Source organism: Desulfogranum japonicum DSM 18378 (assembly GCF_000429945.1).
In the GTDB taxonomy this organism is placed as follows: domain Bacteria; phylum Desulfobacterota; class Desulfobulbia; order Desulfobulbales; family Desulfobulbaceae; genus Desulfogranum; species Desulfogranum japonicum.
The window spans coordinates 61,274-84,671 of the sequence record NZ_AUCV01000029.1 but is presented as its reverse complement, the minus strand read 5'-3'; the positions used below and the strand labels follow the sequence as shown (position 1 = coordinate 84,671).

Sequence of the window (23,398 nt, the reverse complement as noted above, 5' to 3'; positions counted from 1 at the left end):
GAAGTTCACGGTCTTGACCGATGCCCGGATCATGGGCTCAATGGCTTCAAACGGTATGTTGCCCTGGCAGTACTGGCACGAAATATCCAGCAGCTTGGAGTAAGGGTTCGAGAGAAACAGCTGGCGTTGATTAAAAGACAGGAGAAGGTCAAGAGAGCTGCATAACTGTTGTATTTTTTGCAAGATTACTTCATGGCAGCGGGAGAGATCCGTCTAAAATTTGCTGATTACGGTTAATTTAAACCCCAGCAAACATTGCGGAGACCATCAGAGTGTTGGAACAATATCATGTGGGAATAATTCCCGAAATTAAATGAGCTGAAAAGGGGTTTTCGTTCTGTCACTATATAACAATTGCAGCCGATGCCGCCTATCAGGGAGCCAGTGGCGGTACGCCTCGAAACATTGACAAACCTGCTAATCGGATTGAAGACATTCATGGAATGGCAGACTATATTACACAATATACAGGAGTTGATGCGGACAGAGTAGGTTTGCTCGGTATCTGCGGTGGTGGCGGGTATTCATTGAAAGCAGCCCAAACCGACAAACGATTTATAGCCGTTGCTACGTTGAGTATGTTCGACTCCGGATTAGTACGACGCAACGGATATATGGATTCTCAGATATCAACTATACAAGAAAGGTTAAAAGCGGCTTCTGATGCGAGAGGGCAGGAGGCTGCAGGTAGTGAAATCATCTATGCCGCAGATGCAAAACTCACAGATGAACAGATAGCCAAACTGCCCTTTGAACTCTATCGAGAGGGGTTCATGTATTACGGAAAGACACATGCACATCCGAATTCTACATTCAGGTACACCATGAGCAGTCTGCTTGACCTGATGAGCTTTGATGCTGCAAGTAACATGGACCTGATTAACCAGCCATTTTTGATGATAGCAGGAAGCAAAGCCGACTCGTTGTACATGACAGAAAAAGCATACAATCTTGCTACCAATGCTAAAGATAAACAGTTGTTTTTGATTGACGGTGCAACCCACATCCAGACTTATTGGAAGCCGGAATATGTGAATGAGGCTATGAGTAAACTCGAGCAGTTCTTTGGTAAGAATCTTGATTCATAACAACGAGCACGTCTGGTTTGCTCTCTTGGACAGAATAAATAGGAGTTAAAGCTATCACTGGTAATATCGTTTTATTACCAGTGATACGATATAAAGGTTTTCTAGGTATGGCAGACTCGTCAACCTATCCAATATTGAGTTTAGATGGAGCAACTTTAAAGAAGAGGTTTCCAAAGACTCTTTACGCTCCCACTGTTAGAAGTTGCTCCATTTATATTTGTGCTCAACAAGAGATCTTTGTGTTAATTGTTCAGCCCATGTGTGTTAGGCGTAGGGCCGTCTTCCACATCATGATTAACTTTTCCCAAGCAATTTTTCACCATCTGGTCGTAGTTCTCCTTTTGGTGATACATGCCGATAAAGGGTTTGCCTTGTTACTCCAAGTTCTTTGCACAAAGAGCTTACGTTTGTCTCCTTATGTCCCATTGCAGCCATCACAAGACGTACTTTTGCAGGAGTCATTTTAAATGGACGCCCTCCCTTCCTTCCTCGCGCTCGTGCTGAAGCAAGCCCTGCTCGAGTACGCTCGGAAATCAGTTCTCTCTCAAACTCAGCCAATGCAGCAAAAATACCGAAAACCAATTTCCCGCTAGCTGAAGTGGTATCAATGGAAGCACCATGGCCTGTTAAAACTTTAAGGCCAATGCCACGACCTGTGAGATCATGTACCGTATTGACAAGATGATGTAAATTACGGCCAAGCCTATCAAGTTTCCAAACAATTAATGTATCGCCTTCCCGTAAAGCCTTTAAACAAGCTGCCAGACCTGGTCGGTCATCATGTTTTCCTGAAGCTTTGTCTTCGTAAATTTGCTCTTGAGTAACTCCGGCATCAATCAATGCGTCATGTTGTAAAGAAGTTGATTGAGAGCCATCCGTTTTGGATACGCGCATGTAACCTATAAGCATAATGCTCCTGTCATTTATACGAACGATTATGTGACAGTTTACTTTTAAAGCGTTTTACTATTGAATTGTGTCACGTAACCTATCACTTAATGTATGACATGTAAAGGATGTCCAATTTTAATAATATGACAGAAACTCTAGGGGAATGTCACTCTTACACTTTTCATAAGGGTAACGGTACTTGCGGTAGACTTTATAGATGGCTCTGTTGCAAAAAAATGATCAGCCGATATGCCAAGCTAAGAAATGGGTGGATCAGGTTACGGAATAGATAACCAACGCACCAATAAGAACCGGCCTCAATAGATGAATAGGAAATATTAGAACGCCAAATCACTACAACTCAAAAGATTATGAATGCAAATGAGAAATTCCTGACACAGCGACAGCGGTATCAACCGGTTACTTTGCCACAGGACTTTTCTGATGAAGAAATGATCAGGGATTGGACGATCTCAGAAGAGGATAGGCATGAGGTGCATCGATATCGAATCAATTTCCGTCTTTTTATTGCAATCCAGCTCTGTGCCGTTCGCCTGTATGGCCGTTTTCTTGTTAAAGTGGACGATCTTTCACCAAGGATAGTGAGCTATCTCAATAGGCAACTCGAACTCCCACCATCACTGACTATCAAAGTTCCTGATCGGGATGCTACTTTTTCCAAGCAACGTCAAAATATTCTAACATACCTTGGTTTTTCAAAATATGATGAAGCAGCACAGGAAAACCTGAGAAACTGGCTGTTGCCAAAAGCGGAACAAGGCTACTTGCCGGATGATCTTTTTCTCCAAGCAGAGCAATATTTGCTCAACGCGAAAGTAATTTTACCCGGCCCAAGTGTTACAGAACGTTTGATTATCAATGTTTGTTCAGATGTACATGAAAAACTATTCGAGGCATTATACCAGCAACTTTCAAAAGAAATTCGACAGGCAATTGACGAGTTACTAACATCAGCCCCTGGTGACCAAAGATCACTATTTTTCCTGCTGAAAGAATATCCTCCTTCAGCCACAATCTCCTCAATTCAAAACTTTCTTACACGTTACAAATCTCTGAATGATACCGGGATAGATACTATTGAATCCCAAATTGTTACCCCATCATTCATGGACTATTTGTACCGTCTGGCAAGTCGTTACAGTGCCAAGGACATAAAGCGATTCAAAGAAAATAAACGCTACTCATTAATGCTATGTTTCCTGATTGAAACACGAAAGGTGTTGCTTGATCATCTAGTAAAAATGCACGACCAGTACATTATGGATATGTTGCGCAAGGCTAAACAGACCCATGAAAAAAAACATCGGGAAATTCGGAAACGTCAGAAGAAAGCTATTGATACCGTGCTTGACGTTACCCATTTGATCCTTGACTGGCCGGATGGGAAATTACTGAGCAAAGCGGATTTAATTGAACATGTTGGAGAGGCGAAAATAGTGGAATCCGTGGATGACCTACACGCTTTTAAACGGCTCGCTGAGCGCGGGTACGGGGATCTTTTATTAGTCCGTTACCCAAGTTTAAGAAAGTATTTTCCAGAATTTCTACGCCTACCATTCCAGGCAAAATCAGGGATGGAGTCACTTCTTGAAGCAATTCAAATCATACGACAACTTGATTCCGGCAATTTATCAAGCCTGCCGGAGGAAGTGCCAACTAAATTCATTCCCAATGAACTACGGCGCTGCCTGAAAAACAAAGGCGGTAAAGTCCAACGAAATGCCTGGGAGCTTGGCTTAGCCATTGCAATAAAAGAAGCGCTGCGTTCTGGGGATCTATTCTTACCGAAAAGTAAACAGCACGTTTCGTTCTGGGATTTGATGCTCAATCGTCATCGATGGCAGGATACCCGCCAAGAAGCTTACGAGGACTTGCAGCAGCCATTCAACGACCAGGTAAAAGCCCAATTAATTTTACAATTTCATCAAGCTGTTGGAGAGGCGGAAAAACGATTTGGTTCTGATAATTTTGCGAAAATTAATGCTGGAAATCTTAAACTCAAGCGTGATGATAAGGCTGAAATTCCCAAAACTGTGAAGATCTTACAGAAGGTCATAGATGCCAGTATGCCATCAATCCGTATTGAACAGTTATTAATAGAGGTGGATAAACAAACTAATTTCAGTCGCCATTTTATCCCAGTACAAAAGCACCACTCCAGGCCGAAGAACTTTTACAGAACACTTATATCAGCTTTGATTTCTCAGGCTACCAACCTGGGCGTAGTAGCCATGAGTGCCAGTGTTGACGATGTGACTGTAGATATGTTGCGCCATGTTTTACAATTTTACGTACGAGAGGAGACCATCACCGCCGCGAGTGCCGAGATAGTAAACCAACATCATCAACTGCCGTTCAGTGAGATACACGGTACCGGTCAGGTATCCTCTTCGGACGCGCAGCGCTTTCGAATCCGTGCAGATAGTCTTTTAGCTGCCTATTACCCTCGATATTATGGCTACTATGAAAAGGCAATCGGCATTTATACTCACGTGTCCGATCAGTATTCGGTGTACAGCACCAAAGCAATTTCCTGTAATCCGAGAGAAGCTTTATATGTTCTTGACGGTCTTTTGGAAAACAACACAATCTTGAAAATACGTGAACATACAACCGACACCCATGGGTATACTGAAATCATATTTGCCTTGTGTTATTTGCTAGGCTACTACTTCATGCCACGCATTCGTGACTTGAAAGATCAGCAACTTTATAGAGTCGAGCGTAACGTCAACTATGGCGTATTCACACCTCTGCTTAACAAAACAGTAGATTTGAACATCATCGAAGAACAATGGGACGAGATGATTCTTGTGGCAAAGTCAATCAAGGAGCGAACTGCCCCGGCCCATGTTATCGTTGAAAGATTGACCAACAGCTTCCCCTCTGACCGACTCGCAAAGGCCTTTACCAATCTGGGTCGAATAATTAAAACTGAATATATCCTTCGATACATAACGGATAAAGATTTACGGCGTACAGTTCAACTTCAGCTCAATAAAGGTGAATACAGGCATAATCTGCCCCGCTGGATTTTCTTTGCCAATCAGGGTGAATTTACCACTGGCGATTACCTTGAGATCATGAATAAGGCAAGTGCGCTCAGCCTGGTGTCCAATGCTATTTTATATTGGAACACATCAAGGATTAGCAACATTGTCGATGAGCTCAGAAAACAAGGTGAAAGCGTGGACGATGAATCGCTTTCTCACATCTCTCTGCTGCCTTACAAGCATGTACTTCCAAATGGGACTTATTTTATCGACGGAAAGGGGAAAAGTTGAATCGTGATGGAGGGACAATTTTTCTGAAGGTGATTTTTGAACAGAAATTTACGGTTTGAGATAGGCCAGCGAGGGTGAAACCGTAAGTTTCTGTTCAAATGCCCCCGCTACCCCAAATAACCAGCCTACACAGCTTCTATAATGTAGTAGTTCTTCTTCCCTTTCTGAACAAGAATATATTTTTCGTTGATCAAATCAGCAGCAGTAACCAAGTACTCCTGATCAGTAACTTTTGCCTTGTTCAGACTGAGTCCGTTGCCTTTTATGGTTCGGCGGGCTTCTGCTTTTGAAGGAAAGGCATCTGTTTCTGCGGCTAGCAACTCGATAATCTGCACTCCGTTATCAATCTTTGTTCGATCAATATCAAAAGTCGGTACACCTTCAAACACTGCAAGAAAGGTCTCTTTATCCAACTTGGCCAGACTTTCTGTCGTTGCATTGCCAAAGAGAATCTGCGAAGCTTCCACTGCCTTATCGTACTCCTCTTCGCCGTGGACCATACAGGTGACTTCTTTAGCCAAACGCTTCTGTAACGGACGGAGATGGGGGGCTTCTTCCTGCTCTTTGATCAAAGCATCTATTTCCTCTTTGCCAAGGAGCGTGAAAATCTTGATATATTTCTCAGCATCGGCATCAGAGACATTGAGCCAGAACTGGTAAAAGGTGTAGGGCGTAGTCAGTTTCGGATCAAGCCAGATATTGCCACTTTCAGTTTTACCGAATTTACCTCCGTCAGCCTTGGTGATAAGTGGACAAGTAAGGGCAAAAGCCTCACCACCTTCCTTGCGACGGATCAGTTCTGTCCCTGTGACGATATTTCCCCACTGATCGGACCCGCCCATCTGCAATCTACAATTTTTCTCACGATACAAATGCAGAAAATCAGTCCCCTGAACCAACTGGTAGGAAAATTCAGTGAAAGACATGCCCATCTTGGCATCCTCGCCCAGACGTTTTTTCACACTATCCTTGGCCATCATGTAATTCACAGTGATATGTTTACCGATATCACGGATAAACTCCAGAAAGCTGTACTCTTTCATCCAGTCATAGTTATTGACCATTTCGGCAGCATTGGCCCGGTCGGATTCAAAATCAAGAAACCTGGACAACTGTTTTTTTATGCATTCCTGGTTATGACGTAAGGTTTCTTCATCAAGCAGGTTACGTTCTACCGATTTGCCGGAAGGATCACCGATCATTCCGGTTGCTCCACCGACAAGAGCAATGGGTTTATGACCTGAAATCTGCAAATGTTTGAGCATCATTACACTTACCAGATGCCCGATATGGAGTGAATCGGCAGTCGGATCTATGCCGATATACGCCGAGGTCATTTCTTTTTGAAGCTGTTCCTCCGTCCCGGGCATGATATCATGGATCATGCCGCGCCATGTCAATTCTTTTACAAAGTTCATATGCCACTATTTTTATTGTGTTTTTTATGGGATTCACTTTGAAAGCTTCCCTTGATAAAAAGGCCTTATTCTCAGAAGTGAAATACCCTTATACCATGCAAGCGAAAATTTGTCCTGACCATCTTTTCCCATTGGCGACCAATATGCTTACTGCCAATTCTGAAATTTTTATTTGCAGTCAGCAACAATTACAGGATGTTGAAAAGTATTGTCACCAGTAACAGTATGTGCCGAATTTCGTGCAGTCCAGGTGAATGTTTCAGGACAGCTTGCCAGAGCATCAGATACCACGAAGGGGAGGCATGATCAAACCATGAGCATGCAATCATGCCTCCCCTTCGTGGTCAAAGCATCCCACTAATATATGAACCAGGAGGTTGCCACTCCAACGGCAACGCCAAGAATGGCAGACATCACGAATATAGGAATAATGCTTTTAGGATCATCCTTCATCACCAAAACAGCCACAGGAAGTGCTAACATTTCTGCCACCACCAGTCCTTTCAGCCAAGGGCTCATCGGTAATTGAATATACGTAATGACCACTCCCAATATAATCCAATGGATAAACGCTGAACAAATCGAAAATCGATCGAGCTTTTGAATTATCATGGGGATTATATCAATAATTCCGGCAACAGCTCCGACACTGATCGACACTATAAAATTATGCATAAATACATTATTATATCAAACACATAATCAACATTGAGCGTTGAGATACTCTTCGGTGGATATCACTTGAGCAAATGGAAAACTCAAGGCAGCCATAAAAGCAGCCTGAACATCCGTTGCCTTCACCACCTGACCGTTGAATTCCAAATCCCGGGTTGCGCATGCATCAAAAACAACCCGACACTGGAAGCCCAAATCAAAAGCTGCCCGCGTGGTCGTATCAATACACATATGCGTCATTGCGCCACAAATAACAATTTCATCCACACCTGCCGTTCGCAATATTTCATTCAACTCCGTATCTCTGAATGAGCTCGGATAATGTTTCACCACAACAGGTTCGTCTTTCTTCGGAGTGACGCTTTCATGGATTTCGCATCCATACGTATTTGGGATAAAAAAAGTTGCTCCTTCCCGTGTTGCCAGGTGCTGAATATGAAAAACAGGAGCGTGCTTCTGACGAAACAGCTTGAGTAACGAATGACAATTCGCAGCAGCTTTATCCATTGCAAATAATTCCATTGATCCGCCAGCAAAATAGTCGTTCTGAACATCTACGAGTATCAGACCTTGTGTCATTTTTTCGTTCCTTAATTTTGTAACATGAAGTGATGACCAATCAGTTCGGAAGTGAGTGAAACCAAGAAGATACAGACCACGTAAGGAGTTACGCTTCACCAATGTCCGTCCATAAATGAGGATTTTTCCTCAAGTTTAGGTATGCGTGCAACGAGACTCCGAAAAGACCATTTATGGACAGGCACAATCTAATAAAATCAATCTAATGAAATGCAAGTCCCTCTTTAAGGGTATGATGACAGGAACACAAATACCAACCGAAAGCAAGGGGCGAATTCGACCAATTCTTTCTGAAGCACTTTTATGGCGGTACTCAAGGGCCACGAAAAAATACATTATCCCATCTTGTTTGTCTCTCAACTCGGCAACTTCGCCGCGTCAATGACTCAATACGGCCAATATGGAACCGTTGACGCGGCGACGTTACCAAACCGATATCCAACGCAATTTTTAAATTTGTATTATTGTCCGCGACCCTAACCAGGTATAATGAACCTTAACTATTGGTGAATTTTACGATTCTTGAGTTTACAGGCTGCAAGATACCTTTTGAGTCACCTCAACAGCTATTACATTATCGATCTTTTCATCCACTTTTTACAGCGTATCGGATTCATCCCGTGTACAGTACTGTTTTATTATAAAAAAATAAGCATATAGCAGCGCGATTAGCCTGCTTTGCCATACGAGAAATTTCTACACTTAGCTGATCTCAAGACGACAGAAGCAAACAGAGTTATTTTAACTTTTGTAAACAATAGGTGAGAAAACTTATGGACGCAAACCAGTGGCAAAAGATAACGATAGAGAGCAGACAAGAAATGGTGAACTCCATTTCAGATTTCCTTGTTGGAACCATCGAAGCCGGGGTGGAAATGGCAGCGCCAGATGAACCTGGGTGTGGGAAAATTTTTGCCTTTTTCAAAGGCTCAAATACGCATTTGCAAGAAAGAGAAGCACTGTCTGCCCAAATATCTACATATCTATCTGAGGTTGCATCCACATACTCTCTCCCTGTTCCTTCTTACATTATCGAACAGATAAATGAAAAGGACTGGACTAAACGCTGGAAGAGTTATTTCAGACCTTTTTCCATTGTCCCAGGTCTCATGATAGTTCCAAGCTGGGAAAAGTATACCTTACAATCCGGGGAACAAGCGCTTGTACTCAACCCAGGAATGGCTTTTGGAACAGGGCTCCATGTAACGACATACTTTGGCCTGCAACTGATGCGAGAGCAGTTGAAGAATATGCCTGGGACCACTGTTCTCGATGTGGGAACAGGTACCGGCATTTTGGCAATGACGAGTTTACTTTTTGGTGCAGGAAGCGTGGTAGCCATAGATATTGATGAAGCAGCTGTGACAGTTACGCAGCAAAACGCTGCAAGAAACGGTTTTGCCGACAAAATCCAAGTGTCGACAACTCCAGCTTCAGAAGTTAACGGTTCTTTTGAGCTCGTAGTGGCCAACCTGATTTATGACGTGATTATTGAGCTGGCACCTGACCTGCAAAGGTTAACTGCGGAAGGAGGGTTCTTGGTCCTATCCGGTATTCCCACAGGAAATCAACTAGATGAAATAAAACAGGACTTCATCCAAAGAGGATTCTCCTTTAAGAAGGAAAGAGTCGGAGGAGAGTATGCGGCGCTTCTTTTGGAAAAGAAGCAATCAACTTTAAAGCTTGGTGTTGATCAGGGAAAATAGCACAGACATGTGAACGGGCCTCACCATTGCAGAACCTGACGCCAACGATGGAACACTCGAGTTCGTTCTTGATCAAACAGCTCAGAACATACTCGAGCACGCCTTGCTGAATCGGCCTTATTGAAGAATACTTCTAGCGACCTGCAAAGGTGGAGCCCCACTCGAATTCAACGCCACCCCATGAGTCTGTCGGAGAATTGCTATTTTTTAGGGTCGCGTAAAATAAGAAATTTGTTCCGTGCCCCTTAGACTAAGGCATTTTCAGAAAATCAAGCACAGCCATACAGCTGATATTACTTGATACTATGACTGATTTATCACCATTGTTTTCCCTATGTAGTCATGAATACAACGACGATTACTCCTGAATATGGAAAGGGAGTCAATGAGAGATAAGATATTCCCGATTAATGGTATATAAACTATGAGTGTAGTAAATGCATATCTTGGAACAAGATGCCTCCCTATGGTTGGCACATTCCCCTCCAGATCAGTAATCTTAATTCCAAGAACTCTTTTGCCTACGGTTTGACCATAAGTTACAAGCCATTTGCCATGAATGAGGATAAAAAAGCCTAAACCTACAAGCGCCAGAAGCGCTGTATGCTGGAAAGTAATATTTTGATTATCAGGAAAACCTTCGAAATATCCTGTAAAGTACATTATGGGCAAAACAGCTGCCATTCCGATAAGACCATCAATTATAACTGCGAGAAATCGCTTTCCTCGGGAGGCTAATTCAATAGTTTTCTCTTCCTTGTCGATCAAGTTAGCATGTGGAGGCATATAGGGATTTTCTTCCATGACTTTCCTCTGTTCCGGGTAATGTAAAGATCAGCTGCAAAAGCAGCGGAGTCAGTTGTTTTTTATCTTTCCGGGGTAACAACACTCCCCAATGGCACGACAATGAATAGTACAAAACATTGTCTTTTTCAACATTTACATAGTATCACGCGAGCCAGACAAAGTGCGTTGAAACCAAAAAAGCGTCCACATTTCAGGTTCCCCAAGAGAAATGAAGCAACTCTACTCAGGAGAAATCCATGCAAAAAGTTGATGTATCTGAAAAACTATCCTTGTTCAACGAATACTGGAAGCCGAAAATTGTCGGAGAACTTAACGGACAATATGTCAAGTTAGCCAAGCTCAAAGGAGAATTCCTCTGGCATCAACATAAAAATGAAGATGAAATGTTCATGATTATAAAAGGAAAACTGACAATTAAACTTAAACACCAGGATATCACCCTTGAAGAAGGGCAATTCTTTATAATTCCGCGTGGCGTTGAACATCTGCCAGTTGCAGAAGAAGAGGTTCATGTCATGCTGTTTGAACCACAGTCAGCTCTGAATACCGGCAACGAGACAAATGAACGTACGGTGGAAATACTCGAGCGAATTTAGCAGTGCCTGTCCAGAAATAAAAGAACCTCAATGCGTTGTCGAAGGTGTCGTACAATATGAAGATATGGGTAGATGCGGATGCCTGTCCTGTGGTTATCAAAGAAATTCTCTACAAAGCTGCCGAGCGCACAAAAACACAGCTGATACTTGTTGCCAACAGATACATGAAAATCCCTAAAAGTACATATATTGAATTCCTTCAAGTGCAATCAGGGCTGGATGTGGCAGACAATAGAATTGTTGAAAAAATGGCGCCCAAAGATCTTGTAATAACGAGCGATATACCTCTGGCTTCAAAAGTGGTAGAAAAGGGAGGTTTTGGTCTCAATCCAAGAGGAGAAATATACACTGCTGAAAATATTGGTGAGCGGCTCAGCACAAGAGACTTTCTGGATACTCTTCGGTCAAGTGGAATTGAAACAGGTGGACCAGCTTCTCTGACCAAAAGAGACCGGCAATCATTTGCAAACTCCCTTGACAAAATTTTAACGCAAAATGACTTTTCCTCGTAGTTTCGGAGCAAAATAGATATCTCTGGGGGGGGGGCAGCCGTTTTCAACCACGAAATAAGGAGATTAATCATTTTTTCATCTTAGCCTGACAGTATCATCACATTGCACCAGTAAGTTTTCACCATTTTACATACCTCTGTGGCTAAAAAATACTGATTGAGTGCATTATGAAAAAACTGTCAATTATCCTGTCCTGTCTCTGTCTTGCCTGTATTTCCCAGGCATCTGCAGAAGAATTGCTCCTTTACACCAGCCAACCTGCCAAGGATGCTCAGCAGACGGTGGAAGCCTTCATGGAACAGCACCCTGATATCGAGCTGAAATGGTTCCGGGATGGTACCACCAAGCTCATGACCAAGCTCAGGGCTGAACTGTCTGCCGGGCAGGCCCAGCCTGATGTCCTGTTGATAGCAGATATGGTAACTCTGGAAAGCCTGAAGCAGGAAAAGCTGCTGGCGGCCTATATGAGTCCGGAAGCGAAACATTACGAATCATCACTGTATGAGGCTGCAGGCTATTATTACAGTACCAAACTTATCACCACCGGAATCGTCTATAATACCAGAGCCCCGCAAAAGCCGGAACACTGGACAGACCTGGCCAAGCCGGAATATAAAAACCAGGTGGCCATGCCAAGCCCCCTCTACTCAGGTGCTGCACTTATTCATCTTGCAGCCCTGACCGCCAATCCTGATATTGGTTGGGACTACTATGAAAACCTGGCCAAGAATCAGGCCCGGGCCAAAGGTGGTAACGGGGGCACCTTCAAAGCAGTTGCCTCCGGAGAAAAACCGTATGGCATGGTGGTTGATTTTCTGGCTATACGGGAAAAGAGCAAAGGCTCCCCGGTGGAATTCGTTTTTCCTGAAGAGGGTGTGAGTGTTGTTACAGAACCGGTGGCCATTATGGCTGGAGCGCAACATAAAGCGGCAGCTGAAACGTTCGTGGATTTCCTGCTCTCGGAGAAAGGCCAGAATCTGGTTATAACCCAAGGCTACATTCCTGCCAGAAACGGACTGAAAGCTCCTGAAGGTTTTCCTCCCAGAGAGAGTATAAACGTTATGCCCTTTTCACCTGCCAAAGCTCTGGCAGATACTGAAAAAAACAAACAGCGATTCTCTGAAATCTGGAAAATCCAGTAATGCTGTATCTGAAATTACGCCAGGACTATCTCCTTAAAGGAGTGGTCCTGGGTGCCGTGCTGCTATTCTGTGGACTTCCGGTCTTTCGTCTTGCCGTGGAAATCAGCACTGATATTTCCCTGGGGATGCAATCATCCTTCATTGATACCCTCAGCAGAAACGCGACCTGGACAGCGGCAATACACAGCCTGATAACCGCCTCTTGCAGTACTTTGCTGGCCATCATACTCGGCGGTGCCTGGTCTTATGCCATAGCCCTGACAGATATTCGCGGCAAATCCCTGTTGGTCTTCTGCCTCATGCTGCCGATGATGATTCCCCCGCAAGTCACAGCTCTGAGCTGGGTCCAGCTTTTTGGCCCGTCCAGTGTCCTGCTCAACACCTTCAATCTTGCCCCGCCACTGGGGAGCCCACAGCCTCTCTACTCTGAATCGGGCATTATCCTGCTCCTTGGCATCCAACAAGCCCCTCTGGTCTTTCTCTCACTTAGGGCGTACCTGAGAAATCTGCCACGGGAAATCGTGGAAGCTGCCCGTTGTTCAGGAGCAAATCCCGGTCATGTCTGGCGGCACCATATTCTCCCCCTGAGTACACCCGGCCTCATTGCCGGCGGCGGCATAGCCTTTGTCTCATCCCTTGGAAACTTCGGCATCCCGGCAATACTCGGTATTCCTTTCTCCTACTATAGCCTCCCTACCCTTATTTACCAGCGACTCACCGATTTCGGTAGCAACGTTTTGGGCAGCGTAGCTACACTTGCCTTTCTGATAGGATGTATAGCGGCAATGGCTGTGACCACCCAACACCTGCTGCTCAAAAACAGAGATTTTCGCCTGAACGGTATCAGCGGCCAGCCCCTGAGTTTTCAGCTTGGCTGCTGGCGTCTGCCCGTGGAAATTCTTCTCTGGACCATACTCGTGTTAATTCTGGTTCTTCCCCTTACTGCGCTCCTGGCAAGCTCCCTGGTTCCGGCCTTCGGGGTACAACTCTCTCCTGCTACCATCAGCTTTTCAGCATATCGGGAAGTGCTCTTCCATCAGGACGCGACAGCCAGAGCTTTTACCAACAGCCTGAGCCTGGCTACCAGCTGCGCCCTGCTGTTGTTACTGATTACCGTTCCTCTGGCCTATTTCAGCCAACACCGAAAACAGCTCTGGTGCAAAAAGCTGCTTGTGTTGGTCGACCTGCCCTTTGCTTTACCGGGAGTGGTTCTTTCCATCGCCTGCATTCTCTTGTTTGCCCGTCCGATTCCAATTCTGCAGCTTAGTCTCTACGGAACCTTAGGCATTATCCTTTTTGCTTACCTCGCTCGTTTCATGGCAGTCAGCCTGAAACCGGTAAGCGCTTCTTTTGCACAACTCGATCCGGCAATGGAGGAAGCGGCAGCCAGCTGCGGAGCAAGTTTCTCCAGACGAATGCGGGAGATCCTGCTGCCAATGGTTTCACCGGCTGCTGGTGCATCGGTTATCCTGGTTTTTCTGCACGCATGCAATGAACTGACGGTTTCCGCTTTGCTCTGGTCAGCCAAACATGAAACCCTCGGAATACTTATTTTCAATCTCGACGACGGCGGCGAAAGCGTGCTTGCGGCTGCCGTGTCCGTGCTCATCATCTGCCTGATCATGCTCCTCATGTTCCTGCTCGACCGCAAAGCATCCGATCTACCCAAAGGAGTTATTCCATGGCGCGATTGACACTGACGAATCTCAGCAAGCGATATGGAAAGCACATCGCCCTTGACAGCATCAACCTGGAAGCTGCTCCAGGTGAATTTATTGCCTTGCTCGGCCCTTCAGGATGCGGCAAGACCACGACCCTGAGATTGATTGCCGGCTTCGAACAGCCCAGTGCCGGTGAAATACATTACGGAGACCGATGCCTGGCAACAGCTGAAGAGACTATCCCCCCGGAACAGAGAAATATGGCTGTGGTTTTCCAGTCATACGCCCTGTGGCCGCATCTCAGCGTTGCGGAAAATGTGGGGTATCCATTGCGCACCCGTTACATCAAGGGAAAACACTACCGGGAAAAAGTGCAGGAAGCGCTTGCAACGGTCGAAATGACAGAATTTTCCCAGAGAAGTCCAGCTGATTTGAGTGGCGGACAACGCCAGCGGGTGGCACTGGCCAGATGCCTGGTCATGACTCCCAGCGTTGTCCTTCTTGACGAACCACTGGCAAACCTTGACCGTCACCTGCGGGCAACCATGGAAAAATACTTCAGTCGATTCCATAAAAAGACAAAGGCGACCATGCTGTATGTTACCCATGATCAGGGTGAGGCAATGGCTCTGGCTGACAGAATTGCAGTTATGGGAAATGGCCGAATGGAACAGACAGCCTCGCCGGAACAACTGTATCGCGAACCTGCGAACACTTCTGTTGCAAAATTCATTGGTGAAGGAGTCTGTCTGCAGGCAGAAGAAATTCGCCAAGGCATGGCCTGGATTAGCGGTAGTGCTTTCACTTTTCGACAGGGAAGAGATTGTTCGACTGAATCCCTCCAGTTCTGCATCCGCCCGGAAAATGTTACTCTCGGTGATGGTCATGTGCATGCTGAAATTGCCAGATGCCAATTCAGAGGAGAAAGATACTTTCTGGACATGGTGCTGGAAGATGGGCAAGGCTTATGTGCCTACAGCAATCTCCGCCATACTCCCGGTGAACGGGTACGGTGCAGTATCGATGACGGTTGGCGTATCCCGACTGCAACCACATTTGATCAACAAAGCATGAAAGCTTCATACATGTAGCGGCTTGCAAGCAAGGAGCCGGGCTTGAATTAAACGCCAATAAGAATGGTTATAGGAACGAAGCAAAAAGACTGTCCTAAAACTGGCAGCAGAATCTAGCTGTCCCACGCGATCAGGACGACGAGATATAGGAGGTATACGTAACAAATTCTGCTTTTTTTGTTACGTATAAATAGGAGACATATTAAATTTCGGTGCTCTGAGAAATACTTGAGGTTCATAATGGCAAGGTTAAATCTTATTCCGATCTGCAACTATGACGAATGCCCATAAAATTCTCCGCGCGGAGGATTTGACTTTTGTTCATTTTTTTCGTATGTTCAAAATTAATGAACACGCTTAATAATGAACATAACCATGACGACTGTATGGCTATTATCCGGCAAGCGATGGAAGCCTTGGCAGAATTAGTTCATGTACAATACTCCGTGGAGCAGACGTACAGTCACAGAGACACTCAATACGAATATATTATTCAGGCGAATATTTGTGAGACGGAACTCCGATGGTGTGTTGACGTCAAAAAACAACTCACAAAAGGGACTGAACTCAAAGCTCTGGTTTTGAAAGACCGCGCAAAATATCCGTATTTATTGGCGACAAATTATATCTCTCCACAGGCAGCTGTGAGGTTGAAAGAAAACGGTATCCAATTCGTCGATACCGCAGGCAATGCTTTTATCAATCACCCGCCACTGTTCATCTTTGTGCAGGGGAATAAACCGAAACAGAAGGAAATTATCACGCAAACCACTCGTGCTTTCAAGGGAGTTGGCTTGAAAATAATCTATCTCCTATTATGCCAGCCGGAATTCGCTGCTAGACCGTATAGAGAACTTGCCGATTTGGCAGGTGTCTCCTTGGGAACAGTAAACGGGACAATGGCTGAGCTAATCCAGAAATCCTTCATCCTCGACACGGGAAAAAAAGGGAAAAGGCTCCTGGAGAAGAAGACGCTTTTCGAACGTTGGACCACCGCTTATCCAGACACTCTCAAACCGAAACTCTTATTAGGACGTTTCCGGGGGAGTGATGACTGGTGGAAGGATGCCGAGTTGAAACCCACTATTGCGCAGTGGGGAGGAGAAGTTGCAGCAGCAAAACTGACCGGATACCTGAAACCGGGCACAGTTACTTTGTATACGGATAAAAATCGCCTAACCGACCTGGTCGTCGCCAACAGATTGAAAAAAGACCCCCAAGGCTATGTTGAAATACTTCAGCGTTTCTGGCCGCCAAAGAACGGTTTCGGGGAAGGTGACACCGTACATCCGATCCTTGTCTACTCTGACCTTCTCGCATTAGGTGAGCAACGAACCATGGAAACCGCACGGATACTCTATGAGCGATATCTCGATAGATATTTCGGGCAGCATTGAACCCGAAAGGGTTGCCGTTCTCAGGAGTATCCAGAAAGTTGCTCAAGAATTCGGCGTTAGTTTCATAGCCATAGGAGCTTTTGCACGTGACCTGATTTTCGAGCACATTCATGGCATCCCCGCACCACGATTGACTGAAGACATTGATATTGGTGTTGAGGTCGCGAGTTGGGAGGAATTCCAGCGGTTGACAAGCGTTTTGATCGAACGCAGACTTTTCGCGCCGACAAGGTTACCACATCGATTCACCGGCATAGCAGGGGAGTCGATTGTCGATATCGTACCCTATGGAGAGATAAGCGATGAAATGAAACTGATCAGCTGGCCGCCGGATCATGATGTAATCATGAGTATGCTCGGGTTTGAGGAGGCTTATCAGTCTGCATTAAAGGTGCTTATCAGTAGCGAACCGTTTGTGGCGATTCCGGTACCGTCAATACCGGCATTGGCGCTTTTGAAAATTATTTCTTGGGATGACGCCTACCCAAATCGCGAGCGTGACGCTCAGGATCTTCTTTTTATTCTGGAAAATTATGGGAAGGCAGGAATTGAGGATGAACTGTATGAGACTCATACGGATATGCTTGCGGAGGAGGAATTTGACAACCTGCTCGCTTCAGTTCGACTTCTTGGCCGAGACATCGCTCGGCTGAGCAACTCGCAGACGTTTCAGAGGGTAGATGAAATCTTGAATCGTGAGACTGATGAAAATCATGGTTTCAGAATGCTTGCCGACATGATCAAGGGCACTATGATTCGAGGCACCAAGTTCGAGTCCGCTTTACAGCTTCTGAAAAAACTATTGCAGGGAATCCAAGAGGAGCAGTCGACAGTGTGAGAGTGAAGTCAAATTTACTTTCAAATACAATGTCCAGATCTATATAAAGAGATGTTTAGTTGTCTTGCGCATATCATGCTATTATTGTATGAGATTTTCAATGTAGCCAGAACCACATTAAGTGACAAGGAATACGTTTTTTTTGCTGCTGCCCTGTATTATTGAATCACAGGCTTATTTCGACGAGATAGGGGTCTGCTCACGAAACGAAAAAAATAGCACGCTAAGACATTTCGATTAGGTGACGAGCCTTTTTATTAGGCCCAATGGGCGGGTAGCGTGCATAACTTCAGGCTTTCGGGATCCATCATAAGAATCTGCTGCAAAATCAGGCTCAACTGCATAGGGGGGATGCGTAACGAATCCTGATTTTTGTTACGTATAAATAGGAGTAACCTTAATCATACACACTTGAACAAAAATCATAGATTGCAGTTAGCAAGGTTAAGCTTAGAAGGCCTTGAGTCCTTCATCCTGCACCGCATACTAGATATTCTGAAGACAGAGGGTAGAGATTGCCCTGAGTGCAAGAGTAACTGACACTCCTAACATTCAAACCAATTCCCAGAAGCATATAAATCAACATCTAGCTCAAGTCCCAAGCCATTCAAATGAGATAGTTGTTTGTTATTCAAATGCCATCCCCATGTGTATTGAACATGTACGTAGTGGGCGACATTAATTGACATATATGATCCTTGGCCAATTGCGAGCAACTCCTGAGATTTTCGCGATAACAAGTCCAGCATTGAATTGAGCTTATCCTCAAAGTCTAGCGCATCCGGTAAATTTTCTTCATATTGCCAAAGATCTTCTTTAAAGATTCTACCTGGAACTGGCCCTTTACGACTCTGCCAAGTTTCACCTTTTTTACCAGATCTTGTAGGATCCAGTTTCAGCTTTCGGGTAATAGTTTCAGGCGGGATACTGGAACTAGTAATCGAGAAATAAATTCTCGAGTATGGATTACAATGGCCCCAAGTTACTATTGGCGTGTTGTTTTTTTCTTCGATTTTCACAACCCAATAGAACGGTTCGTTTTTAATCCCTACGAATACCAAATATTGCTCATCATCTCGCTCTATATATTTTATTGGGTCTTTATCGTCTATGTCATGAACAGCGAAGAATTGTTCTGTCACTTTCAATTTAGGAGTAATTATTTCTGTGATGGCTATTTCTTTAATTTTTGCAATGTTCATATTATGAAAGCTGTGACATTAAAAAGGCGAGTCATCTGTTGTATATATTGGAATATAATGAATATAGGAGAAATCTAAAGTTTGAATTAATTGAAGAATACATAAGATTATAGATGGCTAGTCTAACTCCAGTCTACAAGAGCTCACTCCAAGGTAATGCGAATGACAGGTTAAAGCTCCACCATTCCTTTCTTGCTCTATTTATCATGAAAGCAGTCAGATAACAAAAGATTCGTATTGTAAGTATAATCAGGAATGTGGAATAAAAACTCACTCACTTTGAATTTTCAACCAGTCAACCCATCTCTATTTATCGAAGCTATGACAAAGACCCATTTTTTTCATCTAATTTATTTTTCAAAAAAATATGTAATAACAATTTATAAACTAGACAAGTAAATATTACCGGAAAAAAATCTGATAATAATTTCCAATTATTATTTGAATCAATAATATGTGTGAAATTTTCATGCATAAACTCATTGATTCTTATCATAAAGAAATATAATAATATCGAAAATACAATACAAACCGTTCTTATTTTTTCTTTTGTTAATTCAGATCTTGATTCATATGCAGCTGATATGAACATAATGCCAATACTAGAAATAGTTAATGGCAAAATAATAGATAAATAATAACCTTCAACTGCTGATATTACCAACAACATTACGCCTAATAATGAAAATAAAATTCCAATTAAGTAAAGAATATATCTTAGTATATTTAACATATTTAGTTAATGAATATATTTTTTTTAGTCCTATAATTTATGAGAAAAGTGGAATCATCAGTCTTGAACAATTTGCCTCTTTTTGTAAATAGGAGGAATCTAAAGTCCGGGTGACTTTCTAAATACCTGAGATTAGAAGTGGTAATGTTAACGCATAATGTGACCAGCAATTATGACAAGGAGCCAAAGATATTAACTCTCTCTACTACGACAAGTCTATTATTTTGCGTTATTGCGGACATGAGGGTGACGTTCATAGAAACCCTCTAATTCCTCTACTTCGACATTGCAATGAGGACATCTAAAGTCATTTTTAACTTCATGACCGAAAAAGGTTTCATCGCATTCGGGGCAAATAAAATATATTGAATCGCATGCTCTTTCTATCGTCTTCTCTCGTAATTTTTTGTCATTAACTATTTTTAATAAATATATTACGCAGTAAATTACTACTATAATCCCCAAAATAAAAAGTGACCAAGCTAAAAATTTAGCATCTTCTCCTGCCAAGACGGGACCTTTAATTTGCACTGTTCCTGTATATTTGTATTGGCACATCGATATAATCCCAACAAAACCACAAAAAATAGCAGGAAAAAAAATCCTGAGTATATATTTTTTGATAATTCTGCGCTTATTCATTAAAAAAACTTGTTAAAATGCTATCCTTTTAGCAGGCAGCAGGATCTATTCAATCATCTGCAAGATCTCTTTTGCAGTTTTTTGAAACTCTGTATCAGGATTTTGAATATCTTTTTTCAGCATTGGAATCATAGATTTTAAGGATTTAGTAGCTTCACCGTTCCCAATCTTTTTAAGAGACCACATGGATGCATATTGCACCCCCTTATCAGGGTCATCCAAGGCAGTAATAAGTGGACCAACGGCAGCCCCGCCTCTATCCCCCAAAATATATGCAGCACTAAGACGAACTTCTCTATCAGTACTTTGCATAGGGTGTAGCCGGTCTATATTAAAATTTTCCCGCACTATCTGGCTGTATTTGCGACATATGTAAACCTGCTAATTTGACAGATCCAGTCAAAATGTCGTTTTTTTTAACTATAACCGAATGGTGACCCTGAATCTATTTGTACCATGTATCAGAAACGCATGCGTCATAAACAGAAAAAATTTCCATAACCTCTTGAATATAAACACAAAGAAGGTGACATTTTATTCAGGCAGTGTATTCAACCATAGCTAACCGATTCAATATAAAGGAGAAGCATGATGGTTGGACAAGTTACCTTGCTGCAGAACCACAAAAAGGCTCAACGAAAAAAACATAACCGGCAAGCCCACAAGCCAAAGGCTGAACAACCGCTGGCAATTGATGACGTCAACAAGCAGCTCCGGGAATGCTTTGAATCCATTCTCGAATTTTGCCTATCCGGGGATAAAGATAGCCTGTTTTTTTCCTTTGAGCAAAAACTGCAGGATAAAATTTTCTTGCTCGGAGGACTCTATTGCCAACTGTACCTTGTTTCGCGTCATGAACGTTTTTGCTATTCAAACTGGCAGGAAGGAGAACGTTATTATGCGCAAAAACAACCTGCCGGTCGAACAATTTATACCATCTTTGGCAGAGTCAGATACTGGCGCCGATATTTTATCCATAAAAACGATTCTGCCGGTTTTTTCCCGTTTGACGCGGCTATTGGTCTAAGCAAGGATGGCTTTAGTCCGCTTGTCATGAAGTTGGCCACAAAATTAGCGACTCGCGTAAGCTTCGGGACGTGTGTTCTTCTGCTGCGGTCTTTTTATGGCTGGTCACCTGGCAAGGAAAGTATCCAGGATATGGTGCTGGGGATTGGCAAAGAGGCATCATGTTACATGGAGACTGCTAATTTTGCGGAGGATGAAGGAGATGTGTTGGTCATCGAAGTTGATGGAAAGGCAATAGCTACTCTGACTGACACAGAACTTGCAAAGCGAAAAAGGAGCCGAAAGCTACCAAAAGTTTCCTGCTGTCGTCGCCACAGGGGTAAGGCATGTCGTAAGCGGACCAAACGTGTTCGTCGTCAGGCAAACGATTTCAGTAAGAATGGTCGAAGCGCCACACTGGCTGTAATGTACAGCCTCAAAAGAGGCACAGACGGACGTTTGCACGGCCCGATCAATAAAAAGGTTTGGGGATCTTTTGCTTCCCGAAAAGTAATGCTTGAATGGACTCGCAGGCAAGCAACAAAACGGGGGTTTTCACCAGATACACACAAACATGTTCACATAGTAGTTGATGGTGAACCTTGTCTCAGGGATGGCCTGGCAAAGCTCTTTCCGAATGCTACATTTTGTTTGGATATTCGTCATGTTGAAGAGTATCTCTGGAAATTTGGCAGAGCCTTTTATCCCGACGATAAAATGAACCGAAAGAACCGGGAGGAATTGGTCGATACCTTGCGTGCCAAGCTATACGACGGCGAAGTGGAAAATCTTCTTGAGTTATTGAAGGAAGTAAGACGCACCCTGTCACCCAAGGCCAATCGAGATAAAGCGGTCAGAGAAACCGTCGTTAAAGCTATTACTTACATGCAAACTCGAGTGGGAATGATGAACTACCAGAAATATATCGAGGAAGATTTGCCGATTGGAAGCGGGATGATGGAAGGAGCGGTTCGTAATGTGATCGGCGAACGGTTGGATTGCTCTGGGATGCGTTGGAAACCTGAACGAGCTGAAGCGTTACTTCACCTGAGGTGTATTGAGCTTAACGGTGATTGGGTTCATTTTTATAACTGGGCGTATAGTCAATGGGTCAAGCGAATGCAAAGCGAAGAAAGAAACATCCAGATGAGATCAAATCAACCGTTGGAATTGCCAAAGGGAAGGAATTGCGTTAGCCAAACAACGCGGTGCATATCATGGTCGAAAGAGAGCACTTTCCGACGCCGACATAGATGTCGTGAAGTCACGGATTATGGCTGGTGATAAAAAAGCAGAAATCGCTCGTGATTTTGGGATTAGTCGGCAAACCCTTTATCAATATTTGCAAAAACATGAGTGTATCACACTTTAATTTTTTGTTTTTTAGATGCGCCCTTATCTTATTGATTACTCATACAATACGAGCCGTTAATTTTTTCCTGTTGCGTGATATTGTAGGAATCGATTCCGTACCTCAACTCAGGAGATACAGAATGAATTGTTGGCTGCAGGAATCCCCCTGTAGTTGGCCAATAGGAGAGAAACATCCTGTTTCTACTTCTTATTGGCGTTTAATTCGAGCCGAGATTTGCTCTGTTTGCAAGCCGCTACACATACACATGCCAGAATCATCCAGCAACGCCTGTAAAAATATAAAGGTTGAATTAAAACAGGACGTATATGCATATATATATACGTCCTGCCATGTACGGTCTGACAATACTTATTTATCCGATTGCTCAAGGTCATCAAGCCGTTTTTGTATGGCCTGCAGCGATTCCTGCAACTGACTGGCCTGGGCTCTCAGGCTTTCTTTCTCATCCACCTGAAATCCTTGGGTATTACCCTGGAAACACCCTTGTCCCATGCCCATACCACGCCCGGCAAAACCTCCACGCCCTCCTCTTCCGCGGCGGCAAGCCATACCACGGCCATAACCGGACCACGCACCAGCACTACTCTCTGCGGCTGCAGGGTTGCATCGTCCCATTGCTCTTCCGGTCATTGATCCCTGTCCCACAGGTCCTGATCCATCAAATCCTGGCATACTATCACCTCACTTCTATGAGTTGTATCTCATGACAGGTTTTTCCTGTCACATAGCTATTTCAATTCTTTCTTTTTGCAC

18 protein-coding genes and 4 pseudogenes are annotated in these 23,398 nt (G+C 43.8%); 13 read left to right on the top strand and 9 right to left on the bottom strand.

Translation table 11 applies throughout. The annotated features are described in order from the left end of the window. Positions 1 to 165: pseudogene (locus G493_RS33460) on the top strand (ISNCY family transposase); the annotation flags it as partial. 179 nt (positions 166 to 344) lie between these two features. Continuing rightward, a pseudogene (locus G493_RS29285) lies at positions 345 to 1,088 on the top strand (alpha/beta hydrolase); the annotation flags it as partial. A 294-nt stretch (positions 1,089 to 1,382) separates the two neighbouring features. On the opposite strand, the gene G493_RS0113960 reads toward G493_RS29285, so the two are convergent. Next, a complete protein-coding gene (locus G493_RS0113960; RefSeq protein ID WP_028580902.1) occupies positions 1,383 to 1,997 on the bottom strand; it encodes a recombinase family protein in 615 nt (204 codons plus the stop codon). Positions 1,998 to 2,350: 353 nt separating this feature from the next. Between G493_RS0113960 and G493_RS29280 the strand changes: the two genes are divergently transcribed. After that, entirely contained in the window at positions 2,351 to 5,284 is a 2,934-nt protein-coding gene (locus tag G493_RS29280) for a Tn3 family transposase (RefSeq protein WP_035274500.1), read from the top strand. Positions 5,285 to 5,409: 125 nt separating this feature from the next. Here G493_RS29280 and tyrS read toward each other — a convergent pair whose 3' ends face one another. From tyrS to G493_RS0113935, 3 genes are all read right to left on the bottom strand, one after another. Next, on the bottom strand, positions 5,410 to 6,702 hold the full coding sequence (gene tyrS, locus G493_RS0113950; RefSeq protein ID WP_028580901.1) for a tyrosine--tRNA ligase: 1,293 nt from the start codon (positions 6,700 to 6,702) through the stop codon (positions 5,410 to 5,412). Between the two features lie 357 nt (positions 6,703 to 7,059). Then, a complete protein-coding gene (locus G493_RS0113940; protein WP_028580899.1) occupies positions 7,060 to 7,377 on the bottom strand; it encodes a hypothetical protein in 318 nt (105 codons plus the stop codon). Between the two features lie 27 nt (positions 7,378 to 7,404). Then, positions 7,405 to 7,956, bottom strand: coding sequence for a cysteine hydrolase family protein (locus tag G493_RS0113935; protein ID WP_028580898.1), 552 nt, complete (start codon positions 7,954 to 7,956; stop codon positions 7,405 to 7,407). 773 nt (positions 7,957 to 8,729) lie between these two features. Here G493_RS0113935 and G493_RS32235 point away from each other — a divergent pair. Then, a complete protein-coding gene (locus G493_RS32235) occupies positions 8,730 to 9,662 on the top strand; it encodes a 50S ribosomal protein L11 methyltransferase (RefSeq protein ID WP_084813583.1) in 933 nt (310 codons plus the stop codon). Between the two features lie 303 nt (positions 9,663 to 9,965). On the opposite strand, the gene G493_RS0113925 is transcribed toward G493_RS32235, so the two are convergent. After that, the gene (locus G493_RS0113925; RefSeq protein ID WP_028580897.1) at positions 9,966 to 10,466 is read right to left on the bottom strand and encodes an RDD family protein; all 501 of its coding nucleotides are present in this window, start codon (positions 10,464 to 10,466) and stop codon (positions 9,966 to 9,968) included. 239 nt (positions 10,467 to 10,705) lie between these two features. Between G493_RS0113925 and G493_RS0113920 the strand changes: the two genes are divergently transcribed. From G493_RS0113920 to G493_RS29265, 7 genes are all read left to right on the top strand, one after another. After that, the gene (locus G493_RS0113920) at positions 10,706 to 11,065 is read left to right on the top strand and encodes a cupin domain-containing protein (protein WP_028580896.1); all 360 of its coding nucleotides are present in this window, start codon (positions 10,706 to 10,708) and stop codon (positions 11,063 to 11,065) included. 56 nt (positions 11,066 to 11,121) lie between these two features. Continuing rightward, positions 11,122 to 11,577 (top strand): YaiI/YqxD family protein, encoded by a 456-nt coding sequence (locus G493_RS0113915; protein ID WP_028580895.1) that lies wholly within the window; start codon positions 11,122 to 11,124, stop codon positions 11,575 to 11,577. Positions 11,578 to 11,744: 167 nt separating this feature from the next. Beyond that, a complete protein-coding gene (locus tag G493_RS0113910; protein ID WP_028580894.1) occupies positions 11,745 to 12,719 on the top strand; it encodes an ABC transporter substrate-binding protein in 975 nt (324 codons plus the stop codon). Further along, positions 12,719 to 14,413, top strand: a complete 1,695-nt coding sequence (locus G493_RS0113905) for an ABC transporter permease (RefSeq protein WP_028580893.1) — start codon at positions 12,719 to 12,721, stop codon at positions 14,411 to 14,413. Before G493_RS0113910 ends, G493_RS0113905 begins: the two co-directional genes overlap by 1 nt. After that, positions 14,401 to 15,471: an ABC transporter ATP-binding protein gene (locus G493_RS29270; RefSeq protein WP_051309299.1), complete on the top strand. Its 1,071-nt coding sequence runs from the start codon at positions 14,401 to 14,403 to the stop codon at positions 15,469 to 15,471. Before G493_RS0113905 ends, G493_RS29270 begins: the two co-directional genes overlap by 13 nt. 329 nt (positions 15,472 to 15,800) lie before the next feature. Further along, on the top strand, positions 15,801 to 16,850 hold the full coding sequence (locus G493_RS0113895; protein WP_035274498.1) for a type IV toxin-antitoxin system AbiEi family antitoxin: 1,050 nt from the start codon (positions 15,801 to 15,803) through the stop codon (positions 16,848 to 16,850). Further along, the gene (locus tag G493_RS29265) at positions 16,813 to 17,688 is read left to right on the top strand and encodes a nucleotidyl transferase AbiEii/AbiGii toxin family protein (protein ID WP_051309298.1); all 876 of its coding nucleotides are present in this window, start codon (positions 16,813 to 16,815) and stop codon (positions 17,686 to 17,688) included. The genes G493_RS0113895 and G493_RS29265 overlap by 38 nt, the downstream gene beginning before the upstream one ends. A gap of 545 nt (positions 17,689 to 18,233) precedes the next feature. Here the strand turns inward: G493_RS29265 and G493_RS0113885 are convergent. The 3 genes from G493_RS0113885 to G493_RS29260 form a co-directional block, all read right to left on the bottom strand. Continuing rightward, positions 18,234 to 18,890: a DUF4279 domain-containing protein gene (locus G493_RS0113885; RefSeq protein WP_028580891.1), complete on the bottom strand. Its 657-nt coding sequence runs from the start codon at positions 18,888 to 18,890 to the stop codon at positions 18,234 to 18,236. A gap of 952 nt (positions 18,891 to 19,842) precedes the next feature. Continuing rightward, entirely contained in the window at positions 19,843 to 20,265 is a 423-nt protein-coding gene (locus tag G493_RS0113880; RefSeq protein WP_028580890.1) for a hypothetical protein, read from the bottom strand. A 45-nt stretch (positions 20,266 to 20,310) separates the two neighbouring features. Then, the gene (locus G493_RS29260) at positions 20,311 to 20,577 is read right to left on the bottom strand and encodes a HEAT repeat domain-containing protein (RefSeq protein ID WP_153306527.1); all 267 of its coding nucleotides are present in this window, start codon (positions 20,575 to 20,577) and stop codon (positions 20,311 to 20,313) included. Positions 20,578 to 20,853: 276 nt separating this feature from the next. Here G493_RS29260 and G493_RS34340 point away from each other — a divergent pair. Then, positions 20,854 to 22,335: pseudogene (locus G493_RS34340) on the top strand (hypothetical protein); the annotation flags it as partial. A 109-nt stretch (positions 22,336 to 22,444) separates the two neighbouring features. Next, a pseudogene (locus G493_RS33025) lies at positions 22,445 to 22,642 on the top strand (helix-turn-helix domain-containing protein); the annotation flags it as partial. Positions 22,643 to 22,993: 351 nt separating this feature from the next. Here the strand turns inward: G493_RS33025 and G493_RS0113865 are convergent. Further along, entirely contained in the window at positions 22,994 to 23,317 is a 324-nt protein-coding gene (locus tag G493_RS0113865) for a DUF5320 domain-containing protein (RefSeq protein WP_028580888.1), read from the bottom strand. Between the last annotated feature and the right edge of the window lie 81 nt (positions 23,318 to 23,398).